This is a genomic window from Sorangium sp. So ce119 (assembly GCF_051524405.1).
Taxonomy (GTDB): Bacteria; Myxococcota_A; Polyangia; order Polyangiales; family Polyangiaceae; genus Sorangium; species Sorangium cellulosum_G.
In genome coordinates, this window is record NZ_CP150310.1 from 699,199 (window position 1) to 718,582 (window position 19,384).

Here is a 19,384-nt window from a genome sequence, read left to right on the forward strand (position 1 = left end):
GGCGGTGCCGGCGCGCCAGGCCGCGCGACGCCGCGTGAACGCCGCCCGGCGAATCGCTGTTTCTCGTCCTTCTCGCGCGCAGTGTTCCAGGGCGCGCGGCGCGATTCGGGCGCTCCGAGCGGCGATCGGCGCGATGCTAGACGATCTCGCGCGCTGAATGATTCAGCGCTTGTCGTCATGCCGTGGTGAACGCGGCGAATCTGTGGCTGTGATCACCACCTGAAACCGCCATCCACGCTCGGCGCGTCCACGGGATATCCGCTCCAGACACAGGAGATGAAGGAGATGCCCTGGCGAGCTGCGCCCGGCGCTCTCGCGCGGGCGGACGCGGACGCGCCCGGACGTGAGCAGCACCACGCGGGCGCCGGACGACGCGCCGCGCGGCGCCGACCCGGGCTACCGCTCGCGCAGGCGCTCCACGCGGTCGCGCCAGTACTGGAGATCGAGCGTCGAGAAGAGCGCGGCGGCGCGCGCGATGTGGCGCCCGCGCTCCGGATCGCGGCGCGCGAGGTGCCGCGCGAGCTCGAAGCGGGCGCGCGCCTCGTCGACGGGCAGCCCGCGCGCGAGGGCCTCGCCGATCGCCGCGGCCCAGAGCCGCCTGCCGCGCGCGCGGCGGCCGGCGAGCCACGCGGCGAGCCCCCGCAGGCGGAGCGACGTCGAGCGGCCGAGCGGGAAGATGCGCGCGTACCGGCCCAGCGCGCGGCACGCCTGCGCCGAGAGCCGCGACAGCTCGCGCCGCTCGGCCGGGCTCCCGGCGTCCTCGAGCAGCGAGAGCAGCACCTCGCACGTCGCCGCGTAGCCGTACAGGCAGTGATAGCCGGCCGGCTGCCCGCCGCAGATCAGGCGGAGCGTCCGCTCGGCGGCCGCGCGCGCCTCGTCGCGCGCGCCGCAGAGCAGGTGCCCCAGCGCGACCTGGCCGTGCGTGATCTGCTGCGAGTGGTCGCCGAGCCGCTGCACCTCGGCGGCCAGCTCGTCGAAGATCGCGACCGCGCCCTCGCCGTCGCCGAGCAGCAGCCGGCACTGCGCGCGGCCGCTCTCCGCCCAGACGTGGCCCTGCGCGTTGTCGCTCCGCCGCGCCGCGACCGAGAGCGCGCCGTAGCGGTCGAGCGCCTCCATCCAGCGGCCCTCGGTGTGCGCCACGCTGGCGAGCAGCGCGATGCACTCCTCCCTGCGGCGGCGATCCTGCAGCGCCTCCGCCAGCCGCTCCGCCTCCGTGAGCAGCGCGCGCGCGTCCCGGCACCGGCCCTCGCCGAGCGCGGTCAGCCCGCGCAGGCACGACACGAAGGCGACGCCCCGCGGATCGTCGAGCGCCGCCGCCGCCTCCGTCGCGCGGGCGGCGTAGGCGTCCACGACGGCCTTCCACGGGACGTACCCGAACGCGACGCTCAGGGTCGCGTAGCCGCGCGCGAGCGCGAGCGACGGGCCGAGGCGCGCCGCGGCGTTCGTCGCGGTCAGCGCGGCGAGGAACGCGCGCGTCGGCTCGTTGCGGAACAGGTACGTCTCCGACAGCTTCTCCGCCGCGAGCGACGCCTCGGCGAGGCGCTCGCGCTCGCCTTCATCCCGCGCGGGCGGGATGATCGGCACGCCCGCGACGTGCGCGAGCTGCAGGCCGAGCTGCCGCAGCGACGCCGTCATCGGGCGGAGCCGCTCCCGGAGCGGCGCGCCGCGGCCCGCCGCGCGGAGCCACGCCGCGTCGTCGCGGGAGAGCCGATCGAGCGCCGCGGCGCAGTGCCGCTCCGCGCCGAGCAGGTCGCCGAGGTTGTAGTGGGCCTGGCCGAGCCGCCGCTCCCAGCGCGCGCGCCGGAGCGGCGGCGCGCGCTGCTCCGGCGGGAGCGCGCCGTCGAGGTCGAGCGCCCTCCTGTAAAAATCCACCGCGTCGCCGGACGCGCCGGTCGCGAGCGCCTGGGCGCCCGCCTTGTCGAGGTACTCGAGCGTCTTCTCCACGACGCCCGCGATCGCGTAGTGGTGGGCGAGCATCGGGTACGACAGCGCGAGATCCGGCGCGTCGCGGTGCCGCTGCTCGATGGCGCGCGCGGCCGCGGCGTGCAGGGCGCGCCGCTCCGGCTCGGGGATGCCCGCGTAGACGGTCTCGCGCAGCTTGTCGTGCACGAAGCGGAGCTGCCCCGGCTCGGTCGCCTCGAGCACGCAGCGGGCGGCGAGCTCCGCGAGCGCGTCCATGGCCTCGACCTCGGCGAGGCCGGCGGCGCCGAGCAGCAGGCGCTCCTCGAGCTCGCGGCCGAGCACCGACGCGAGCCGCGCGAGCGCGAGCGCCCCCTGGCTCAGGCCCGACAGCCGGCGCGCGACGAGCTCGCGCAGCGAGCCCGGCAGCGGCAGCGCCGCGGGGGGCTGGCTCGCGCGCGCGGCGCGGGCGAGCTCCGCGGCGGCGCCCTCGGCGCCCGCGCGGATCCGCCACACGTAGGCCTCGTCGCGGTAGATCATCCGCTCCTGGATCGCGGCCCGGAGGTACTCGGCGACGACGAACGGGTTCCCCTCCGACTGCTCGAAGAGGTACCGCACGAACGCCTCGGGCGGCTCGTCGAGGGCGAGCATGTCGCGCACCATCCGTCCGACCGACGGCCGGTCGAGCCGCCCGAGCGCGATGCGCGAGGCCCACGGCGCCGCGAGGAGCGACGCGAGGGCGGGGGACGTCTCCTCGGTGCGGTAGGTGCCGAGCAGGACGACGGGGTGGGCGGCGAAGTAATCGGCGTCGAGGTGCTCGAGGACGCCGCGCGAGTTCTCGTCGGCCCACTGGAGGTCGTCGAGCACGAGCAGGACGGGCCGCGTGGCCGCGAACGCGGCGAGCGTGTCGGCGAGCGCGGTCCGCAGCCGGTAGCGGGCCGCGTCCGGGGGCAGCTCGGGCGGCTCGGGGTCGCGCTCGTGGCCGCGGAGCTGGGCGAGCGACGGCTCGTACGGCGCGAGGACCCTGCCGCGCGGGCCGAGCAGCGCGTCGTAGCCGCCGGGCCCGAGCTCGTGGCACCGGTCGGCCACCGCGAGCAGGAGCGGGCGGAACGGGTGCAGCGGCGCGGCCTTGACCGCGCCCGCGCGCCCGGCCGCCGCCGACACGGCCGCGCACGCGCCCGCGACCACGGTCATGTGGATGAGCGCCGCCTGGTGCGCCGCCTCGACCGCGAGGCGCGTCTTGCCGACGCCGCTCTCGCCGCCCACGAAGACGAGGCCGCCCTGCCGGCGCTCCTGGGCGCGCTCGAGCGCCTCGCTGAGCTGCCGGAGCGCCTCGCCGCGCCCCGCGAGCCGCGGCCGGTAGAGGTACGGCTGCGCCGCGGGCGCGCGCGCCTCGTGGCGCGGCGGCGCGTCGTCCGCGCCCAGCCTGGCCAGGGCGGTCGCGACGTCGTCGGCGTAGCCGAGCCGCTCCTCGGGGCGCTTCTTCAGGAGCCGCGCGATGAGGGCGTCGAGCTCGGGGGGCACGTCGGCGACGAGCTCGGAGGCCGGGAGCGGCTCGGCGTAGAGGTGCATCGACAGCACGACCGAGCTCGAGTCGCCGAGGAACGGGACCGCCCCGGTCACGGCCTCGTAGAGCATGCAGCCGAGCGCGTAGAGGTCCGCGCGCGCGTCGACGAGGTCGCCGCGGATCTGCTCGGGGGACATGTAGTCGGGGCTGCCCATCAGCCGGCCGCCCGGCTGGAGCTCGTCGCGCCCCTTGTGGCCCTCGAACTGGAAGGCGAGGCCGAAGTCGAAGAGCACCGGGGCGCCGTCCTCGCGGATGAAGACGTTGTCCGGCTTGAGGTCGCGGTGAACGAGGCCGCGGCCGTGGACGTACGCGAGCGGCCGGCAGATCGCGCGCAGGAGCGTCAGCGTCTGCCGGAGCGCCCCGCCGGCCGCGCGGTGGAACGGGCGCGGCGCGAACGGCTGGTACGAGCGCGGGACGATCGAGACGGGGGCCATCTCGGCCGTCGCGGTCGCGGCGATGGTCTGCGCCTCGTAGCCCTCGGACACGCTCACGGTGGGCTCGCTGTTCATGCTCGCCCGGCCGCGCCAGCGCTCCTGGTTGTGGTCGCGGAGCGTGCGCCCCTCGAGCAGCTCCATCGCGTACCACGGGATCCCGCCCTGGATGCCCTCGTCGAGGATCCGCACGACGCCCGGGTGCTCGACGCCGCGGAGCGCGTGGATCTCGCGGCGGATGCTCGAGACGAGGCTCTCGTCGCCCACGGAGACGGTCTTCAGCGCCGCGAGCGCGCCCGTGGCGCTGTGCTGGGCGCGGTAGACGACCCCCATCCCGCCGCGGCCGAGCGGCTCGAGCACCCGCCACGGCCCGACGGAAGCCGGGACGTCCGGGGAGGGCCTGGCCTGTGACGAGCTCGGCGTCGTGATCATCTGGGGACCGAGGCGTCCCTGGCCTGGGCCGGGATCCGCTCCAGGTGGTAGCCCCGAGGCGAGCTCCCCACATCGCCGCTGAGGCTGAGTACATCCACCCGACGGCCTGCCATGATGTCACGGAGCGGCCGACCGTACAACAAGTCTGTATCGAGCCCCGGTCATCGCACGGACGCCGCGTGAAGGGCTCTTGCACCGACAGGGGACCACACGCGACGCGGCGTGAGAGTGCCTGTCTCCATCGCCTGGCCCCGCCTGCGCCGCGCGCGCTCCTTGCCGTGATTGCCCCGCAGACGGCGCGCCGGCGCGCGGCGCGGGCGGCGCGTGCACGGGAGCGAGCCCCCGGCGGAGAGCGCGCCTCGGGCGTTCCGTGGCGCGAGGCGCGGCGGAGCCGGGACTCGGCGGAGCGCCGCTCCGCCGCCAGCGTGCGCCGCCGCCGGCGGCGGGCGGCGAGCCGCGAATTCACGGCGAGGCTGGCGGCGCGGCGCTCGGGCCAGAACGTCTCGATTCGTCGGCGCGCTCGGCGCGCCAAGAAAGGTTTTCTTTCCCCGCTTGCTGGATCCGGCATCTCCGATGGGATTGTCCTGCTTCGCCGGGCGCGCGGCGCCGCCGCGCGGTCCGATCGTGCACACCTGTGCTCGCGGTACATGCCTTGCTCCCGAGTGCCGCCACGGCCGCGCACGCGGCCGGACTTAGAAAGGGAGACAACGAATGAAGCGTACGATTCATCTCGGGGCCCTTGTGACCGTCCTGTCCCTCGCCGCGTGCGGCGGCGAAGGTGCAGACTCCGCCCCGACGGACACCGCCATGAGCAGCAAGCAGCTCAAGGATCTGACGGCCGATGACGTCCGGTCCACGTGCGAGTCGCTCGAGGCGAGGGTGAAGCTCTCCAAGGAAGACGCCTGTGAATACCTCGGCCTCATGGCGGCTCCCGCCCTCGGGAAGCCGTGCGGCACGCTGAAGGACGAGTGCATCTCCGCGTCCGACGAGTCGGCCCAGGGGCAGGCCGTCGACGGTGACTGCTTGCCTCCGGACGAGCAGCGCGCGGGCTGCACCGCCACGCTGGCCGAGTATGAGGTCTGCCTGCTGGCCCAGACCCAGATGATCCGGGCGCTCACGTGCGACTCGACCCTGACCTCGCTGGACAACGCTCCTCCGGATTGCGACACGGTGGCGCGGAAGTGCCCGCAGATCATCGCCACGGACGACGAAGGCGAGGGGCAGGGCACCGAGAATCCTTGATCGCGGCGCTGCGGCGCGGCTGATGGAATCGGCGCGGGGAACGCCGACGGAGCGCCGGCGGATCGCCGCCTGAACGAATTGCGGGTAGGCGCGTCACGGCCGCTCAGCGGCCGTGAGCCCCATTGTCCCACCTCCGTTCGCCTGGATCTTTCGATTCCCACCGATATTCGCGCTCGTCCGCGCCTCCGGCGGCATCTCGTCGTATGATGGGCTCCGAAGCCGGGGCGCCCGGGGAGGTTTCGGCCTCGGCGCGCCGGCTCGAGCGAAGTCGCGGCTCCCGCCGAGGGTTCGCTCGAACCGAGGAGGATTTCATGAAGATCACCAAGCTTTCCGGAGTGTTTGCCATGCTGCTGATCGCCGCCGCGGCTGGATGCGGCAAGGGCGAGCAGCAGGTCGAGGCGAACGCGACGGCCGAGGTGACCGCCACCGCCGAGTCGGCGATCGGCGAAGGCGCCTATGTCGAGGAGCACGAGAGCGGCAAGGCCGCCTTCAACGTCGCCGCGGACGGGAACGTCAAGGCGGCCGTGACCGGGCCGGACGGCAAGCCGATCCGGGAGGACGTCGGCGGCACGCTGCTGTGGAAGGACGCGTCCGGCGAGGAGAAGACCGTGCCCCTGACGCTCGACGCGAAGACCGGCCTGCTGGTCGCCGCCGGACCCAAGCTCGAGGCGGACCTCACGCAGATCGGCTACACGCTGAACGTCGCCGGCAAGCCGTGGAGCGGCACGCTGCACGTCCCCGCCGGCGGCACCGCCGAGCTCCACGCCAACGCCAAGGGGGCGGCGGATCTCGGGCTCCCGGAGGGGAAGCTCGGCCCGCACGGCGGGCGCATCGAGATCGTGGGCGACGACCGCCTGGAGCTCCTGGTCGACGAGGCGACCGGCGAGGTCCGCGTCTACGTGCTCGACGTCGACCTGAAGCCCGTCGACATCGGCGAGCGCAAGATCACGCTCGGCGTGGTCGCCGACGCGCCGCAGGTGGTCGTCCTCGCGCCGGTGGCGGCGACCGCGACCGCGGGCGTGGCCGCGGGCGCGTACCTGACCGGCAAGCTCGCGCTCGCCGCCGATCCGTTGAAGGTGACGATCGCGGTGCGCAACGCGGGCCGCTCGGCGGTGGCCCTCTGCGGCTACCGGGCCGGGGCGGCGTTCGCCGTCCACGCGCACGCCCCGCGCGTGAAGGTGCGCATGAAGACCGACTGGCACGCGCACGCCCACGCGCACGCCGACCTGAAGGCGAAGGCCGACATCGACCCGAAGGTCCACGTCCACGCGGCGTCCGGCGCCGCCGCCAGGGCCAACGCGAAGGCCAACGTGCACGTCAAGGCGCCGAGCGTCCGCGTGACGCCGCCGAGCGTGAACGTGCAGATCAAGGCGCCCAGCATCTCGATCCCCAAGCCGACCTTCAAGGCGTCGGCGTCGGCCCGCGCGAGCGCGGGCGCGAAGGTCGGGACGCGCTGACGCCTGCGGGGGAGGGGGCCGGGCGGCGCGCGTCGCCCGGCGGGCCCTTCCCGAGACGCTCCCGGGGCGCGGAGGAGACCGACCTCCGAGGCCGCCCTGGTCGAGCGGATGGATCCACGATAGATCCACTTCGGAGAGCGCACCGTTGATGCGGAAGACCTCGGCGAGGCGCCCGGGGCGGGCCGCTGCGCCCGCGGGCGCGGTGACGGCCGTGGTGCTCGATCCTGCATCGAGCGCCCCGCTCCACCGGCAGGTCTACGAGGCGCTGCGCGGCGCGATCTTCGCCGGGCGGCTGCGGTCCGGGAGCAAGCTGCCGTCGACCCGGGCCCTCGCCGCGCACCTCGGCCTGTCGCGCAACACGGTGCTGGGCGCGTACGCGCAGCTCCTCGCGGAGGGGTACCTGCGCGGCCGGATCGGCTCCGGGACGTACGTCGCCGACGCGCTCCCGGAGCACCTCCTGCTCGCCGGGCGCGAGCCCGCGCCGCGGCCGGCGCCCCCGCCGGGCGGCGCTGCCCTGTCGAGGCGCGGCGCCCTCGTGGCGAGCGCGGCGTCGCCGTTCCGGCGCGCCTCCTCGCCGCCCGGGCCTGCTGGCCTGGCGTTCCAGGTGGGCGCGCCCGCGTACGACGCCTATCCCGCCGCCGCCTGGGGCCGGCTGATGAGCCGGCGCTGGGACCGCTCGTGGCGGGCGCTCTTGCCGCGCCACGAGCCGCAGGGGTACGCGCCGCTGCGCCGGGCGATCGCCGACTACCTCGTCACGGCGAGGGGCGTGCGGTGCACGCCGGACCAGGTCATCGTGGTGAGCGGCGCCCAGCAGGCGATCTCGCTCGCGGCCGAGGTGCTGCTCGATCCAGGCGATCCGGTCTGGGTCGAGGATCCGGGCTACACAGCGGCGCGCAGCGCCCTCGTCGCGGCCGGGGCGATCCCGGTCCCGGTCCCGGTGGACGGGGAGGGGCTCGACGTGGCGGCGGGCGCTCGGGCCTCGGCGCCGGCCCGGCTCGCCGTCGTGACGCCGTCGCACCAGTTCCCGCTGGGCGTGACGATGAGCCCCGGACGCCGGCTCGCGCTCCTCGACTGGGCGCGGTCGTCGGGCGGCTGGGTCTTCGAGGACGATTACGATAGCGAGTTCCGCTACGCGGGCCGGCCGCTCGCCGCGCTTCAGGGCCTGTCGCCCGACGCGCGGGTGATCTACGCGGGCACGTTCAGCAAGGTGCTCTCGCCGTCGCTGCGGCTCGGCTACCTCGTCGTCCCGGAGGCGCTGGTCGACGCGTTCGTCGCGGCCAAGGTGCTGGCCGACGTGTCGTCGCCCCCGCTGGAGCAGGCGGTCCTGGCCGACTTCATGGCCGAGGGGTACTTCGCGCGCCACGTGCGCCGCATGCGCGTGCTGTACGAGCGGCGCCAGGCCGCGCTCGTCGCGGCGGCGGGGCGGGAGCTCGCGGGGCTCCTCGAGGTCCCCCCGGCGCCCGCCGGCATGCACCTCCTCGGGTGGCTGCCGGCCGGGCGCGCCGACGGCGTCGCGGCGGAGCGCGCGGCCGCGAACGGCGTGCGGTGCGTCGCGCTGTCCGAGCTCCGCGTCGACACCGCCGGCCGCGGCGCCCTGCTGCTCGGCTATGCCGCGGTGCCGGAGGACGAGATCGACGAGGGCGTCCGGCGGCTCAGGACGGCCTTGCGCTAGAGCGCCGATCGGCTTGAAACACGCAGGAATGAAGAGATTTGAACCACAGAGGCACAGAGGGCACAGAGGAATAACCAAAAAAACTCTGTGCTCTCTGTGCCTCTGTGGTTCGTTTTCTCAGGGCTGCCTCATCGTCGGTGTCCTGGAGCGACAAACGGGTTGAAGCTGCCTGAAAAGCGCAGAATTTCTCGCCGCCATGGCGACAGGAACGCCAAGAACGGAGGACCATCTTGGCGTCCATGGTGTCCTGGCGGATCATTTCTCGCTTGCTCATCGGGATCGGTGTCCTGACGCAGCACCTCACTCGCCGGCGTCGGATCGGGAGACCTGGCGCGCGGCGCGAGCGCTCCGCGCGCGGTGGATCCAGTCGATCGGGGCGAAGTGGCTCTCGTCGCGGCGCCGCGCGCCATCTAGAGGGTGGGCTGTCGCGCGCGGCGTGGCCGGCGCGGGAAGGGATTCCAAGGAGGACGAGGTGAGCATGCAGCCACGTATCGATTACGCCAGCGTCGCCCCCGAACCGTACAGAGCGATGCTCGGGCTCAGCGCCTGCGCGAACCGCTGCGCGCTGGAGGAGGCGCTGAAGCACCTGGTGTTGCTCCGCGCCTCGCAGATCAACGGTTGCGGGTTCTGCATCGACATGCACTGGAAGGACGCGCGGGCCGCGGGGGAGGGCGAGCAGCGGCTCTACGGGCTGAGCGCGTGGCGCGAGGCGCCTTATTACAGCGAGCGTGAGCGGGCCGCGCTGGAGTGGACAGAGGCGGTGACCCTCGTGGCCGAGGAGCAGGTGCCCGATCGCGTCCATGACGCCGTGCGCCCGCACTTCTCGGAGCGGGAGCTCACGGATCTCACCTGGCTCGTGGCGACGATCAACGCGTGGAACCGGATGGCCATCGCGCTCCGGAAGGTCCCCGGCTCCTACGAGGTCGGGGAGCGGGCGAACGCTCACCCGGGCAACGCGCGGTAATCGATCTTCCCTGTCGAGGTCCGCGGCAGCTCGTCCAGCGCGACGATCTTCTCGGGGACCATGTACGGGGGCAGCCGCTCCGCGAGGTACATCCTGAGCGCGCGGTCGTCCGCGTCGCCGCTGTCGGCCGTGAGCGCGACGAAGCCGCGGAGCGTCTTGCCGAGGCGCGGGTCCTCGACGGCGATCACGGCGGCCTGGCGCACCGCGGGGTGCGACGCGAGCGCCGCCTCGACCTCGCCCGGCTCGACGCGGTAACCCCGGATCTTCACCATCCGGTCGATGCGGCCGCGGAAGTAGAACAGCCCGTCGGCCTTGCGCTCCACCCTGTCGCGCGTCCGGTAGGGGCCGCCGTTCACGGTGGTCGGCCCCGAGACGACGAGCTCGCCCGTGCCGGGGCCCTCGATGACGCGGCCGCCCTCGTCCTCGGCGATCAGCGCGCAGGCGGCGTAGGGGCACGCGACGCCGATCGGGATCTCGCTCGCCCCGTCGAGCGCCGCGCTGTCGACGCGGTGGAACGTGCAGACGTTCGTCTCGGTCGGGCCGTACAGGTTGTAGAGCGCCGCGCCGGGCGCGCGCGCCGCCAGCGCGGCGAGCTCGCGCGGCGGGAACACCTCGCCGGCAAACAGGATCGCGCGCACCGGCGGGGAGAGCGCCGCCGCGGGCGCGCTCGCGCCGCCCGCGGGGAGCGCCGCGACGAGCTTCATGAACATCGACGGCACGCCGTAGATGACCGTCGGCGCGAGCGCGAAGACCGCGTCGCGGAGCGCCCGGCCCGAGGCGAGATCGCGCCGCGTCATCGTCGTGAGCGTCGCGCCGGCCCGGAACGTCGCGAGGTGGTCGAACCAGGCGAGATCGAAGACGAGCTCGGCCACGCGGAGGACCCGGTCCGCCGGCGAGAGGCCGATGAGATCGACGCAGAAGGCCGTGAACGCGTCGAGCCCGGCCCAGGTGATGGGGACCGGCTTCGGCTCCCCGGTGCTGCCCGAGGTGTGCAGGATGCACGCGACGTCCTGCGCCCCGCCGCCCGCGCCGCCCGTGCCGCCTGCGTGTCGCTCGCCGCCTGCGTCGGAGGACGCCGTCGCGCGCACCACCCGGCCCTCGGCGTCGAGCTCCACGCGCGGCAGGCCTGCGCCGAGCGCGACGTCGATGCCGTCCGCGAGGCCGGTGGCCGCCGTGTCGAGCACGAGCGCCCGGCAGCCGCGGGCCCGGGCGATCCGGCCGAGCCGCGCGGGCGGCGCGGTCGCGTCGAGCGGGACGGCCACGGCGCCGGCGGCGAGCACCCCGGCGAGCGCCGCCGGCTCGTCGTGCGCGCGGCCCGACGAGAGCAGCGCCACCGGGTCGCCCGGGCGCGCGCCCGCCCCGGCGAGCGCCGCGCCCACGGCGGCCGCGCGCGCCGCGAGCTCGGCGTAGGTCACCGCGGCGCCGCGCGCCGCGAGCGCGATGGCGTCGCCGCGCGCGGCCAGGTCCTCGGCGCGCAGCCGGTAGGGGCCGGCCATGGCGGCCCGGCTAGCCCTGCGCGGCCGCGATGCGGCCGGCGACGAAGCGCGCCATCCTGTCGACCGTCGACACCTCGTCGAGGTCCACCTCCTCGTCCGGGATCTTCACGCCGAAGCGCTGCTCGATGAACACGAGCACCCGCGTCAGCGACATCGAATCGAACCCGGACCCGCCGGCGAAGAGATCCTCGTCCGGCGCGAGCGGCGCCTTGCGGAGCAATATCTCCTTGACGATATGGTCGTGCAGCGCGCGCCGCACCGTGTCGATATCGACCGTCACGCGAACTTCCTTTCCTGTCCAGACGCTAGCTGGCCGCCGGCGTCGCCTTGCGAGCGAGGTAATCGATGAGATCGATCTTGGACACGACGCCGAGCACCGTGTCCTCGTCGACGACGAGCGCGATCCTCGCGTCGCTCAGGACGCCCTTCAGGAGCTCGACCTTCGTCGCCGGCGTCACGGTCGCATAGTCGCTCTCGACGAGCCCGCTGACGCTCGAGTCGAGCGTGCCGCTCCCCTCCACGAGGTGCCGCAGCAGGTCGACCTCGTGGACCAGCCCGCGCAGCTTGCCGTCCTGGATGACCGGGAGCTGGCTTATCCCGTGCGACTTCATCATGTCGATGACGTCGCGGACGCGCGCGTTCGCGTCGGCGATGACCACCGACGCGCTGGGCTTGCCGGCGAGCAGGTCGCGCACCGTCCCGAGGCTCTTCTCCTCCTCGAGGAAGCCGTTCTCCCGCATCCAGTCGTCATTGAAGATCTTCGAGATGTACTTGGACGCGCCGTCGGGCAAGAGGACGAGGATGTTCTCCTTCTTCCCGCTCTGGCGCGCATACTTGATCGCGCCGGCGACCGCCGCGCCCGCGGAGCCGCCCACGAAGAGGCCCTCGAGCCGCACGAGATCGCGCGTCATGAGGAAGCACTCCTTGTCGTCGACCCGGATGATCTCGTCGATGATCTCGAGGTTCATCGTGCTCGGGAAGAAGTCCTCGCCGATCCCCTCGACCTTGTACGCGAAGGGCTTCGTGATCCGCTGGGTCTTCACGTAGTCGTAATAGAGCGAGCCCACCGGGTCGACGCCGACCATCTTGAGTTCGGGCTTCCTCTGCTTGAGGAACTTGCCGACGCCGCTGATGGTGCCGCCCGTCCCCATGCCGGCGACGAAGACGTCGAGCTCGTCCCCGCACTGCTGCCATATCTCGGGGCCGGTGGAGCCGACGTGGGCCTCGGGGTTCGACGGGTTGTGGTACTGGTTCGCGTAGAAGCAGTTCGGCGTCTCGTCGGCGATGCGCTTCGCGACCTGGTAATAGCTGCGCGGGTCGTCGGGCTCGACGGCGGTCGGACAGACCACGACGCGGGCGCCGTAGGCGCGCAGGGTCGCGATCTTCTCCTGCGACATCTTGTCTGGCATGACGAAGACGCACTTGTATCCGCGGATGGCGGCGACCATGGCGAGGGCGGCGCCCGTATTGCCGCTGGTCGCCTCGACGATGGTGCCGCCCGCCCTGAGCCCGTGCGCCTCGGCGTCGCGGATCATGTTCAGCGCGACCCGATCCTTGTGGCTGCCGCCCGGGTTCAGGTACTCGCATTTGACGTAGATGTCGCTCTGGAGCCCCTCGGTGACCCGGTTCAGCTTGACGATCGGCGTGTTGCCGACCGCCCTCGTGATGTCGCTGAGCGCGCCTCGCATCATGGGGGGACCTCTTACCCGCCGCGCGCCGCAGCGACAAGGGGAGCAAGCGGCCGCGGCGGGCCGCGTTACATCGCCCCGCGCGTCGGTGGTTCTCGGCTCCACAGGCGCTCTCGCGGTGGTTGGAGAGCGCATGGTACAGTGCCTTATCCATGGTCTCCCGCCGCGCCTTGCTCGCCACAGCCGGCCTGCTCTCCGCCGGCGCGCTCGCCTCGAGGCTGGCCCGCGCCGCGGGGCCCGCGGCCTCGCCCGTCCATGCGTTTCCCCTGTCGATCGCCGTGGCGGAGGGCGAGGCGGGGCAGCCGGTGCGCGACGAGGCCTGGGTCGACGCGCAGATCGCCGAGGCGGTCCGGCTGTTCGAGCCCGCCGGCGTGGCGCTGCGCAAGGCCGGATCGCGCGCGCTGTCCCCGGGCTCCTCGCGGATCGAGACGCGCGAGGACCGCGACGCCCTCGCCTCGGCCATCGAGGCGCGCCGGATCAACGTGATGGTCGTCGCGTCGCTGCGGGACGTCGACGATCCGCGGCGGTTCCGGATGGGCGTGCACTGGCGCCGCCGGGCGACGCCCGAGCGCCGGTTCGTCATCCTGGCGGCGAACGCGCGGCCCACCGTGCTCGCGCACGAGCTCGGTCACTTCTTCGGGCTCGGCCACAGCGGCACGGACGACAACGTGATGAGCTACACGCGCACCGGAGCGCCCGTCTCCTTCGACGCGGCGCAGATCGAGAAGATCCGGGCCTCCGCGCGCAGGTACGCGGCGAGCAAGGCGCTCGATCCCGCCTAGCGAGGACAGGGCCCTCGCCGCGGCCGGTCGGGCCGCGATTCCCGTTGCTGTCGAGCCGGTCCGCCCGTCCATACTCGCCTGCGAGGAAAAGGAAGTAGCATTTACAATGAAGCCCATGATGACCCACGTCGCGCTCCACGTCGGCAACCTCGACGCGACGATCGCCTTTTATCGCGAGTTCTGCGGGCTCAAGGTGGTTCACGAGCGCAACGACGCCGGCACGCGGGTCGCATGGCTGGCCGAGGAGGGGAAAGAGCGGACGTTCGTCCTGGTGATGATCGAGGGGGGCCGCCGCGCGCCGCAGGCTCCGGAGGACATGAGCCACTTCGGGTTCGCGCTCGAGAGCCGCGCCGCCGTCGACGAGGTGGCGAGTCGCGGCCGAGCACACCTCGTCTGGCCTCCCAGGGAGCTACCCTATCCCGTCGCCTATTTCTGCGCGCTCAGGGATCCGGACGGCAATTATGTCGAGTTCTCCTACGGCCAGCCGCTCGGGCCCGGGGCCGAGGGGTGGGACGCGGAGCTGCTCGGCGCTCCGGGATGAGCCACCGACGACGCGATTCCGCGTCGCGCTCTCCGGCGCTCCCGGGTCACCGGGGGCCGCTCACCCCCCGCCGGGCGCGAGCCCGAGCCGCCGCGCGACGCTCTCCGCGGTGCGCACGCCGCCTACCGCCGTCGCCAGCGTGCTCTGCCCGGGAAAGACCGAGTCGCCCACCATCCAGAGCCCGTCCTGCACCGGGCGCGGCCAGACCGACAGGTAGTGCCCGAGCCCCGCGCGCCGCGGCACGCCGCCGACGGCGCCGCCCGCGCGCCCGGTGAAGCGCGCGAACGTCCGCGGCGAGGCCGTCAGCGCGTGCACGATGTTCTCGCTCCATTCGGGCGCGAGCGCCGCGAGCCCCTCGCGCATCCGCGCCTGGATCGCGCCGATGGCTTCGCCCTGCTGCGCGGGCGGGATCGCGCGGAGCTTCGCGAGCGGGACGTGCGTCGACACGGTCAGCGTGCGGTGCCCCGGCGGCGCGCGGCCCTCGTCGGCGGCGCCGCTCACCGACACGAACAGGTGGTTGCCCTCCGTGAACGGCGCGCGCGGGTCCTGCACCAGCTCCAGGTGGTGCGCCGCGGCCGACGCGCCCTCGGGCGCGCGCGCCACGAGGTAGAGCATCGCCGCGCCCCAGCCCCCCTCGACGTCGCGCGCGAGCCGGTCGAGCCGCGGCAGCGCGCCCGGCGCGGCGCCGAGCAGCGCGCGGAGGTCCTGCGGGAGCAGGTTCGCGATGACGTGGCGCGCGCGGATCTCGCCCGAGCGCGTCGCGGCGCGGAACCCGCCAGGGACCGGCTCGAGCGAGCGCACGCGGCTCGCCATGCGCGCCTCGCCGCCGAGCCGCTCGACGGCCCGGACGAGCGCCCACGCGAGCGCGCCGATGCCGCCGCGGACATGGCCGGTGCCGCGGAAGTAGTAGTCCATCGTCGCCATCGCGAAGGGCGCCTCGGCCTCGGCGACCCCGCACTGCACCGTGATCTGGCAGAGCCCGTCGAGGTACTGCCGGAGCGGGGCGAAGCCGGCCACGCCGAACCGCGCGAGCACGCTCTCGAGCGGCCGCCCGAGCACCGGCAGCAGCGCGGCGTAGCGGGGCGTGCTCGCCGCGTGGCGCACGAGCGCGCGGACGCCGAGCGGCGGCAGCAGCGCGGGGTCGTCGAAGAGCGCCCACAGGGTGTCGGCGATCCGCGCCTGGTAGGCGAAGAAGCCGCGGATCCCGCGCGCCGGGGCGCCCGGCAGGCCGGCGAGCGCGTCCACGAGCGCGCCGCGGTCGCGCCCGATCGCGAGGCGGAGCGAGGGCGTCCGCAGCTCGACCAGCGGGTCGATCCAGTCGACCGCGACGTCGAGGCCGTGGCGCGCGATCCACCGGCCGAAGAGCTGCTCCGGGGCGAGCCCGGAGAACAGCGTGGCCCCCGACTCGAAGCGGTAGCCGCCGCGCTCGAAGGTGCTGGCGCAGCCGCCGGGGTACCTGAGCGCCTCGCACAGGACCACCTTCGCCCCCCGCTCCGCGAGGGAGAGCGCCGCGCCGAGGCCGCCGAAGCCGGCGCCGATCACGAGGACGTCCGCGTCAGCGCCGCGCCGCGCGCCTGGGCTGGCCGGGGTCATGGCAGCTCCCTGTAGGGCGCCGGTGCGCTCCCGGGAAGCCGGTGCGCCCGCGACAGGCGGGGGCGCCCGCGACGCGCCGGCGCGCCCCCGGGGAGGTCACCGACCGGCCCCGGCCCTGCGCGGCGGCGTGGTACGCTGGCGCGATGGGCTCCGAGCCGAAAGGTCACGCGAGCGCCGAGACGGCGCTCCTCAAGGTCCGCTCCAAGGAGATCGCGTTCAGCCGCTTCCGCGTGCAGGTCACGGCCGGGCCCGACGCCGGGGCGGCCCAGGTGTCGGACGCGGCCGAGTTCGTGATCGGCACGGCGCCCGGCAACCAGCTCATCCTGAGCGACCGCGCGGTGTCGCGGCACCATTGCGTGATCACCGTCACCCCGCGGGGCTTCTTGCTCCGCGACCTCGGCAGCAAGAACGGCACGACCCTGTCCGGCTTCCGCATCGAGGCAGCCTACCTCCAGCCGGGCGCCGCGCTCGGCCTCGGGCAGTCGACGCTCCGCTTCGAGCCGCTGGCCGAGGAGATCCGCGAGCCGCTCGGCGACGAGGACCGGTACGGCCGGGTGCTCGGGCAGAGCGCCGCGATGCGCCGGATCTTCGCGGCGCTGCCGCGCATCGCGGCGTCGGACTCGACGGTGCTGATCGAGGGCGAGACGGGCACGGGCAAGGGCCTGCTCGCCGAGGCCATCCACGAGAGCAGCCCGCGCGCGGGCGGGCCGTTCGTCGTGATCGACTGCGGCTCGATCCCGCCGACGCTGATCGAGGCCGAGCTCTTCGGGCACGCGAAGGGGGCGTTCACGGGCGCGCAGGCGGCGCGCGTCGGCGCCTTCGAGGCGGCGCGGGGCGGCACGGTGCTGCTCGACGAGATGGGCGAGCTCCCGCTCGACATGCAGCCGAAGCTCCTGCGCGTGCTCGAGGAGCGGCAGATCCGGCGCATCGGCACGGTCGAGCCGACCAAGCTCGACATCCGCGTCATCGCGACGACCAACCGCGATCTCCGCCAGGAGGTGAACCGCGGCAATTTCCGGTCGGACCTCTACTACCGGCTGAACATCGTCCGCCTCCGCGTGCCGGCGCTGCGCGAGCGCCCGGACGACATCGCGCTGCTCACGGCGCACTTCTACCGGCAGTTCGCGCAGGGGCAGGACCAGAGCCCGCCCGGCGAGCTCCTCGAGACCTTCATGCGCCAGGACTGGCCGGGCAACGTCCGCGAGCTGCGCGGCGCGGTGGAGCGGGCGGTGCTGATGATCGATCCGGCGCTCTTTCGCGAGGCCGTGATGGGCTCGGAGGGCAGGGAGGGCACTCCCCCCGCGCTGGAGGCGCTCCGCGAGGACGATCTCAGCCTGTCGTTCCGCGAGGCGAAGGAGCGCGCCGTGGCGCGCTGGGAGCGGGCGTACCTGACGGCGCTCGTGCGCGCGAACGGCGGCAACCTCTCGCGCGCCGCGCGCGCCGCCCGGATGGACCGGAGCCACCTGCGCGAGCTGCTCCAGCGGCACGCCGTGTCGGCGACCGAGGCGTGACGGCGCGACAGCGCTACCACGCGACGGCGTGACGGCGCGCCCGGGAGGTGGGGAGTCGATCCACCTCCCGGCTGCGGAAACTCGGGGTGAAGCGACCCGCCATGGTAGGCTCTCCGCATGAGCGACGCCTGGGACTGGGTCACTCCGATTCGCCAGAAGCACTTTGGTGAGCCGCTCGCCGGCCTCTATCCGGTCGAGCGGCTCGCCGGCGCGGAGGCGTACTGGGCGCTGCACGACGCCGAGCTGCGCCGTCATTTCCCTGCCGAGGTCTTCTTCGACCTCCGGGCGCTGTCGGGCGGGGAGGGCCAGCGCGCCCGCGCGTTGCTCGCGGCGTCGGAGGGGGCCCATCGCCTCGCGGACTTCTGGGTAGCGCGCGACGGCGAGGCGATCGTGGCCATGTTCTCTGGCCATCAGAAGGATGACGAGACCTACCGGATGTGGCACTCGAACGTCCACCCCGCTTACCGCCGGCGCGGCATCTATGCGGAGATCGTCCGGCGGATCCTCGCCTACACGCGCGAGCTCGGCTTCGACTACGTGGTCAGCGAGCACGCCCCGTGCAACAACGCGGTGCTCATCGCCAAGCTGAAGGCGGGATTCCGGATCGTGGCCATGGAGATCGACGCCGCCGTCGGCCCCGGCGTGAACCTCAGGTACTTTCACAACGAGGCGCACCTCAGGGCGTATGAGTTCCGCTGCGGCCTGGCCAGGCTCGACGAGCGCCTCGTCAACGCCGGGTTCGGCGCGATGCCGCTCCTGCTGGATCAGCTCCGGCGCGGGACGTCCGCCGAGGCGCAAACCTCCGAACCACCGCGACCGTCTGTCGAGTCGGCGGAGTAGTGCGCGCATCGGCTTGACTGTAGGGCGTCTTACGATGATGGTCCTGCGGAGCTGCTGAGCTCGGCAGTGGGTCGGCCGGACGCTGCCCTCGAACAGCGCCGCAGGCAGCGTGCTGTCCGGGGGCAGCGCCCCGTTCCGGGCGTGAGCTCTACCTACTGATTGGCCCTCTGCCGGTTCTCGCCCTGGAGCTCCTTGGCCTTCCCCTCGGCGGCCATCTGCTCGTTGTCGACCAGCTTGCCGACCCGGTTCTTGATGGCGCCGGCGGCCTCCTCGAGCGCGCCCTTCGCGCGTTCCTCTGCCTTGGCGTCCTCCTGCTGGACCTTACCCCTGACCTCCTTGGCCCGGCCCTCCGCTTCCATCTGCTCGTCGCCGATCAGCTTGCCGAGCCCCTTCTTGAGCTTGCCGCCCAGCTCCTCGGCGGCTCCTTCGTTACGGTCGCTTTCGTTGCTCATCGTACCCTCCTCTTGACTGGACGTCGGCCACGCCTTTCTGCGGCGCGCCATCACTGTCCACCACGTGCAACCGCCACGCCATGACGGCGCGAACCCACCCGATCGGGAGGGCGGAAGGGACATTGAGGCAGGCTACCTCGCCCGCGCTCTCCTTTTCAGCTCGTTTGAGGCAATACGCCACGCAGATACGGCGGAAGCGTCCCCGCCGGGCGAGCTGGCCGTCCCGGCTCTCCCGGTCGCATTCCGTGCTGCAGGCGGATTCTGCGGTGAAACGGTGCCCCTCGAGCTCTGTCAGGGACGTCCTGTCCGCCCGGGCGGCCGTGGAGAGCGCGGACTTCGCGACATGGCGCGGCGCTTGCTGAACAGTCTGCAAGCAACGAGGAGCACTTCGCTCCTTCCTGGGAGGTTCATCATGTCGTTCATTCTCTTTCTCCTGTTTGGCCTCGTCGTCGGTGCTCTGGCGCGTCTTATTGTCCCGGGCCGTGAGCCGGGCGGGTGGGTCATCTCGATGATCATCGGCGTCGTCGGCTCGTTCGTCGGCGGGCTGCTCGGCCGCATGCTGTTCATGTACCGGGAGGGCGAGCCGGCGGGGTTCTTCATGTCCCTCATCGGCGCCATCCTGCTCACCGCGGGCTATCAGGCGATCACGCGGCGTCGCTCGGTGGTATGAACGGGTCGATTGACCCTCTGCCGAGGCGCTACGCCCGATACCGTCACAGGGCGCGACATGGAGGAGCTCCTGTTCCGCTGCTGCGCCCTGTGACGTCGGGGATCACCTTGGGTCTATCGTACGCGGCGTGGAGGAAGCCTTGCTGTT

The 19,384-nt window shown here is 73.5% G+C and carries 15 protein-coding genes; 9 read left to right on the forward strand and 6 right to left on the reverse strand.

Annotated elements, in window-relative coordinates:
- Positions 1–396: 396 nt before the first annotated feature.
- Positions 397–4,329: a serine/threonine-protein kinase gene (locus WME76_RS02880; protein WP_437958687.1), complete on the reverse strand. Its 3,933-nt coding sequence runs from the start codon at positions 4,327–4,329 to the stop codon at positions 397–399.
- Between the two features lie 711 nt (positions 4,330–5,040).
- Here WME76_RS02880 and WME76_RS02885 point away from each other — a divergent pair.
- The 4 genes from WME76_RS02885 to WME76_RS02900 all read left to right on the forward strand — a co-directional run bounded on the left by WME76_RS02885 (position 5,041) and on the right by WME76_RS02900 (position 9,664).
- Positions 5,041–5,571: a hypothetical protein gene (locus WME76_RS02885; RefSeq protein WP_437958688.1), complete on the forward strand. Its 531-nt coding sequence runs from the start codon at positions 5,041–5,043 to the stop codon at positions 5,569–5,571.
- 311 nt (positions 5,572–5,882) lie between these two features.
- Positions 5,883–7,028: a hypothetical protein gene (locus WME76_RS02890; RefSeq protein WP_437958689.1), complete on the forward strand. Its 1,146-nt coding sequence runs from the start codon at positions 5,883–5,885 to the stop codon at positions 7,026–7,028.
- 148 nt (positions 7,029–7,176) lie between these two features.
- On the forward strand, positions 7,177–8,700 hold the full coding sequence (locus tag WME76_RS02895; protein WP_437958690.1) for a PLP-dependent aminotransferase family protein: 1,524 nt from the start codon (positions 7,177–7,179) through the stop codon (positions 8,698–8,700).
- Positions 8,701–9,178: 478 nt separating this feature from the next.
- The gene (locus WME76_RS02900; protein WP_437958691.1) at positions 9,179–9,664 is read left to right on the forward strand and encodes a carboxymuconolactone decarboxylase family protein; all 486 of its coding nucleotides are present in this window, start codon (positions 9,179–9,181) and stop codon (positions 9,662–9,664) included.
- On the opposite strand, the gene WME76_RS02905 is transcribed toward WME76_RS02900, so the two are convergent.
- The 3 genes from WME76_RS02905 to WME76_RS02915 are packed head-to-tail and all read right to left on the reverse strand — an operon-like array spanning position 9,643 to position 12,851.
- Positions 9,643–11,160: an AMP-binding protein gene (locus WME76_RS02905; RefSeq protein WP_437958692.1), complete on the reverse strand. Its 1,518-nt coding sequence runs from the start codon at positions 11,158–11,160 to the stop codon at positions 9,643–9,645. The two genes, WME76_RS02900 and WME76_RS02905, sit on opposite strands and share 22 nt — an antisense overlap.
- A gap of 10 nt (positions 11,161–11,170) precedes the next feature.
- The gene (locus WME76_RS02910) at positions 11,171–11,440 is read right to left on the reverse strand and encodes an acyl carrier protein (protein WP_437958693.1); all 270 of its coding nucleotides are present in this window, start codon (positions 11,438–11,440) and stop codon (positions 11,171–11,173) included.
- 25 nt (positions 11,441–11,465) lie between these two features.
- Positions 11,466–12,851, reverse strand: coding sequence for a cystathionine beta-synthase (locus WME76_RS02915; RefSeq protein WP_437958694.1), 1,386 nt, complete (start codon positions 12,849–12,851; stop codon positions 11,466–11,468).
- Between the two features lie 149 nt (positions 12,852–13,000).
- Between WME76_RS02915 and WME76_RS02920 the strand changes: the two genes are divergently transcribed.
- Both WME76_RS02920 and WME76_RS02925 read left to right on the forward strand, forming a co-directional pair.
- On the forward strand, positions 13,001–13,630 hold the full coding sequence (locus WME76_RS02920) for a hypothetical protein (protein ID WP_061619946.1): 630 nt from the start codon (positions 13,001–13,003) through the stop codon (positions 13,628–13,630).
- A gap of 106 nt (positions 13,631–13,736) precedes the next feature.
- Positions 13,737–14,171, forward strand: a complete 435-nt coding sequence (locus tag WME76_RS02925; protein ID WP_437958695.1) for a VOC family protein — start codon at positions 13,737–13,739, stop codon at positions 14,169–14,171.
- 60 nt (positions 14,172–14,231) lie between these two features.
- Here WME76_RS02925 and WME76_RS02930 read toward each other — a convergent pair whose 3' ends face one another.
- Positions 14,232–15,764 (reverse strand): phytoene desaturase family protein, encoded by a 1,533-nt coding sequence (locus tag WME76_RS02930; RefSeq protein WP_437958696.1) that lies wholly within the window; start codon positions 15,762–15,764, stop codon positions 14,232–14,234.
- Between the two features lie 143 nt (positions 15,765–15,907).
- Here WME76_RS02930 and WME76_RS02935 point away from each other — a divergent pair, with 143 nt between their 5' ends.
- Positions 15,908–17,275 carry a sigma 54-interacting transcriptional regulator gene (locus tag WME76_RS02935; RefSeq protein ID WP_437958697.1) on the forward strand — a complete coding sequence of 456 codons (1,368 nt, stop codon included), beginning with the start codon at positions 15,908–15,910 and terminating at the stop codon, positions 17,273–17,275.
- Between the two features lie 117 nt (positions 17,276–17,392).
- Positions 17,393–18,115, forward strand: a complete 723-nt coding sequence (locus WME76_RS02940) for a GNAT family N-acetyltransferase (protein ID WP_437958698.1) — start codon at positions 17,393–17,395, stop codon at positions 18,113–18,115.
- A 152-nt stretch (positions 18,116–18,267) separates the two neighbouring features.
- On the opposite strand, the gene WME76_RS02945 is transcribed toward WME76_RS02940, so the two are convergent.
- Positions 18,268–18,567: a CsbD family protein gene (locus WME76_RS02945; RefSeq protein ID WP_437288647.1), complete on the reverse strand. Its 300-nt coding sequence runs from the start codon at positions 18,565–18,567 to the stop codon at positions 18,268–18,270.
- A 412-nt stretch (positions 18,568–18,979) separates the two neighbouring features.
- Between WME76_RS02945 and WME76_RS02950 the strand changes: the two genes are divergently transcribed.
- On the forward strand, positions 18,980–19,237 hold the full coding sequence (locus WME76_RS02950) for a GlsB/YeaQ/YmgE family stress response membrane protein (RefSeq protein WP_437958699.1): 258 nt from the start codon (positions 18,980–18,982) through the stop codon (positions 19,235–19,237).
- Positions 19,238–19,384: the final 147 nt, after the last annotated feature.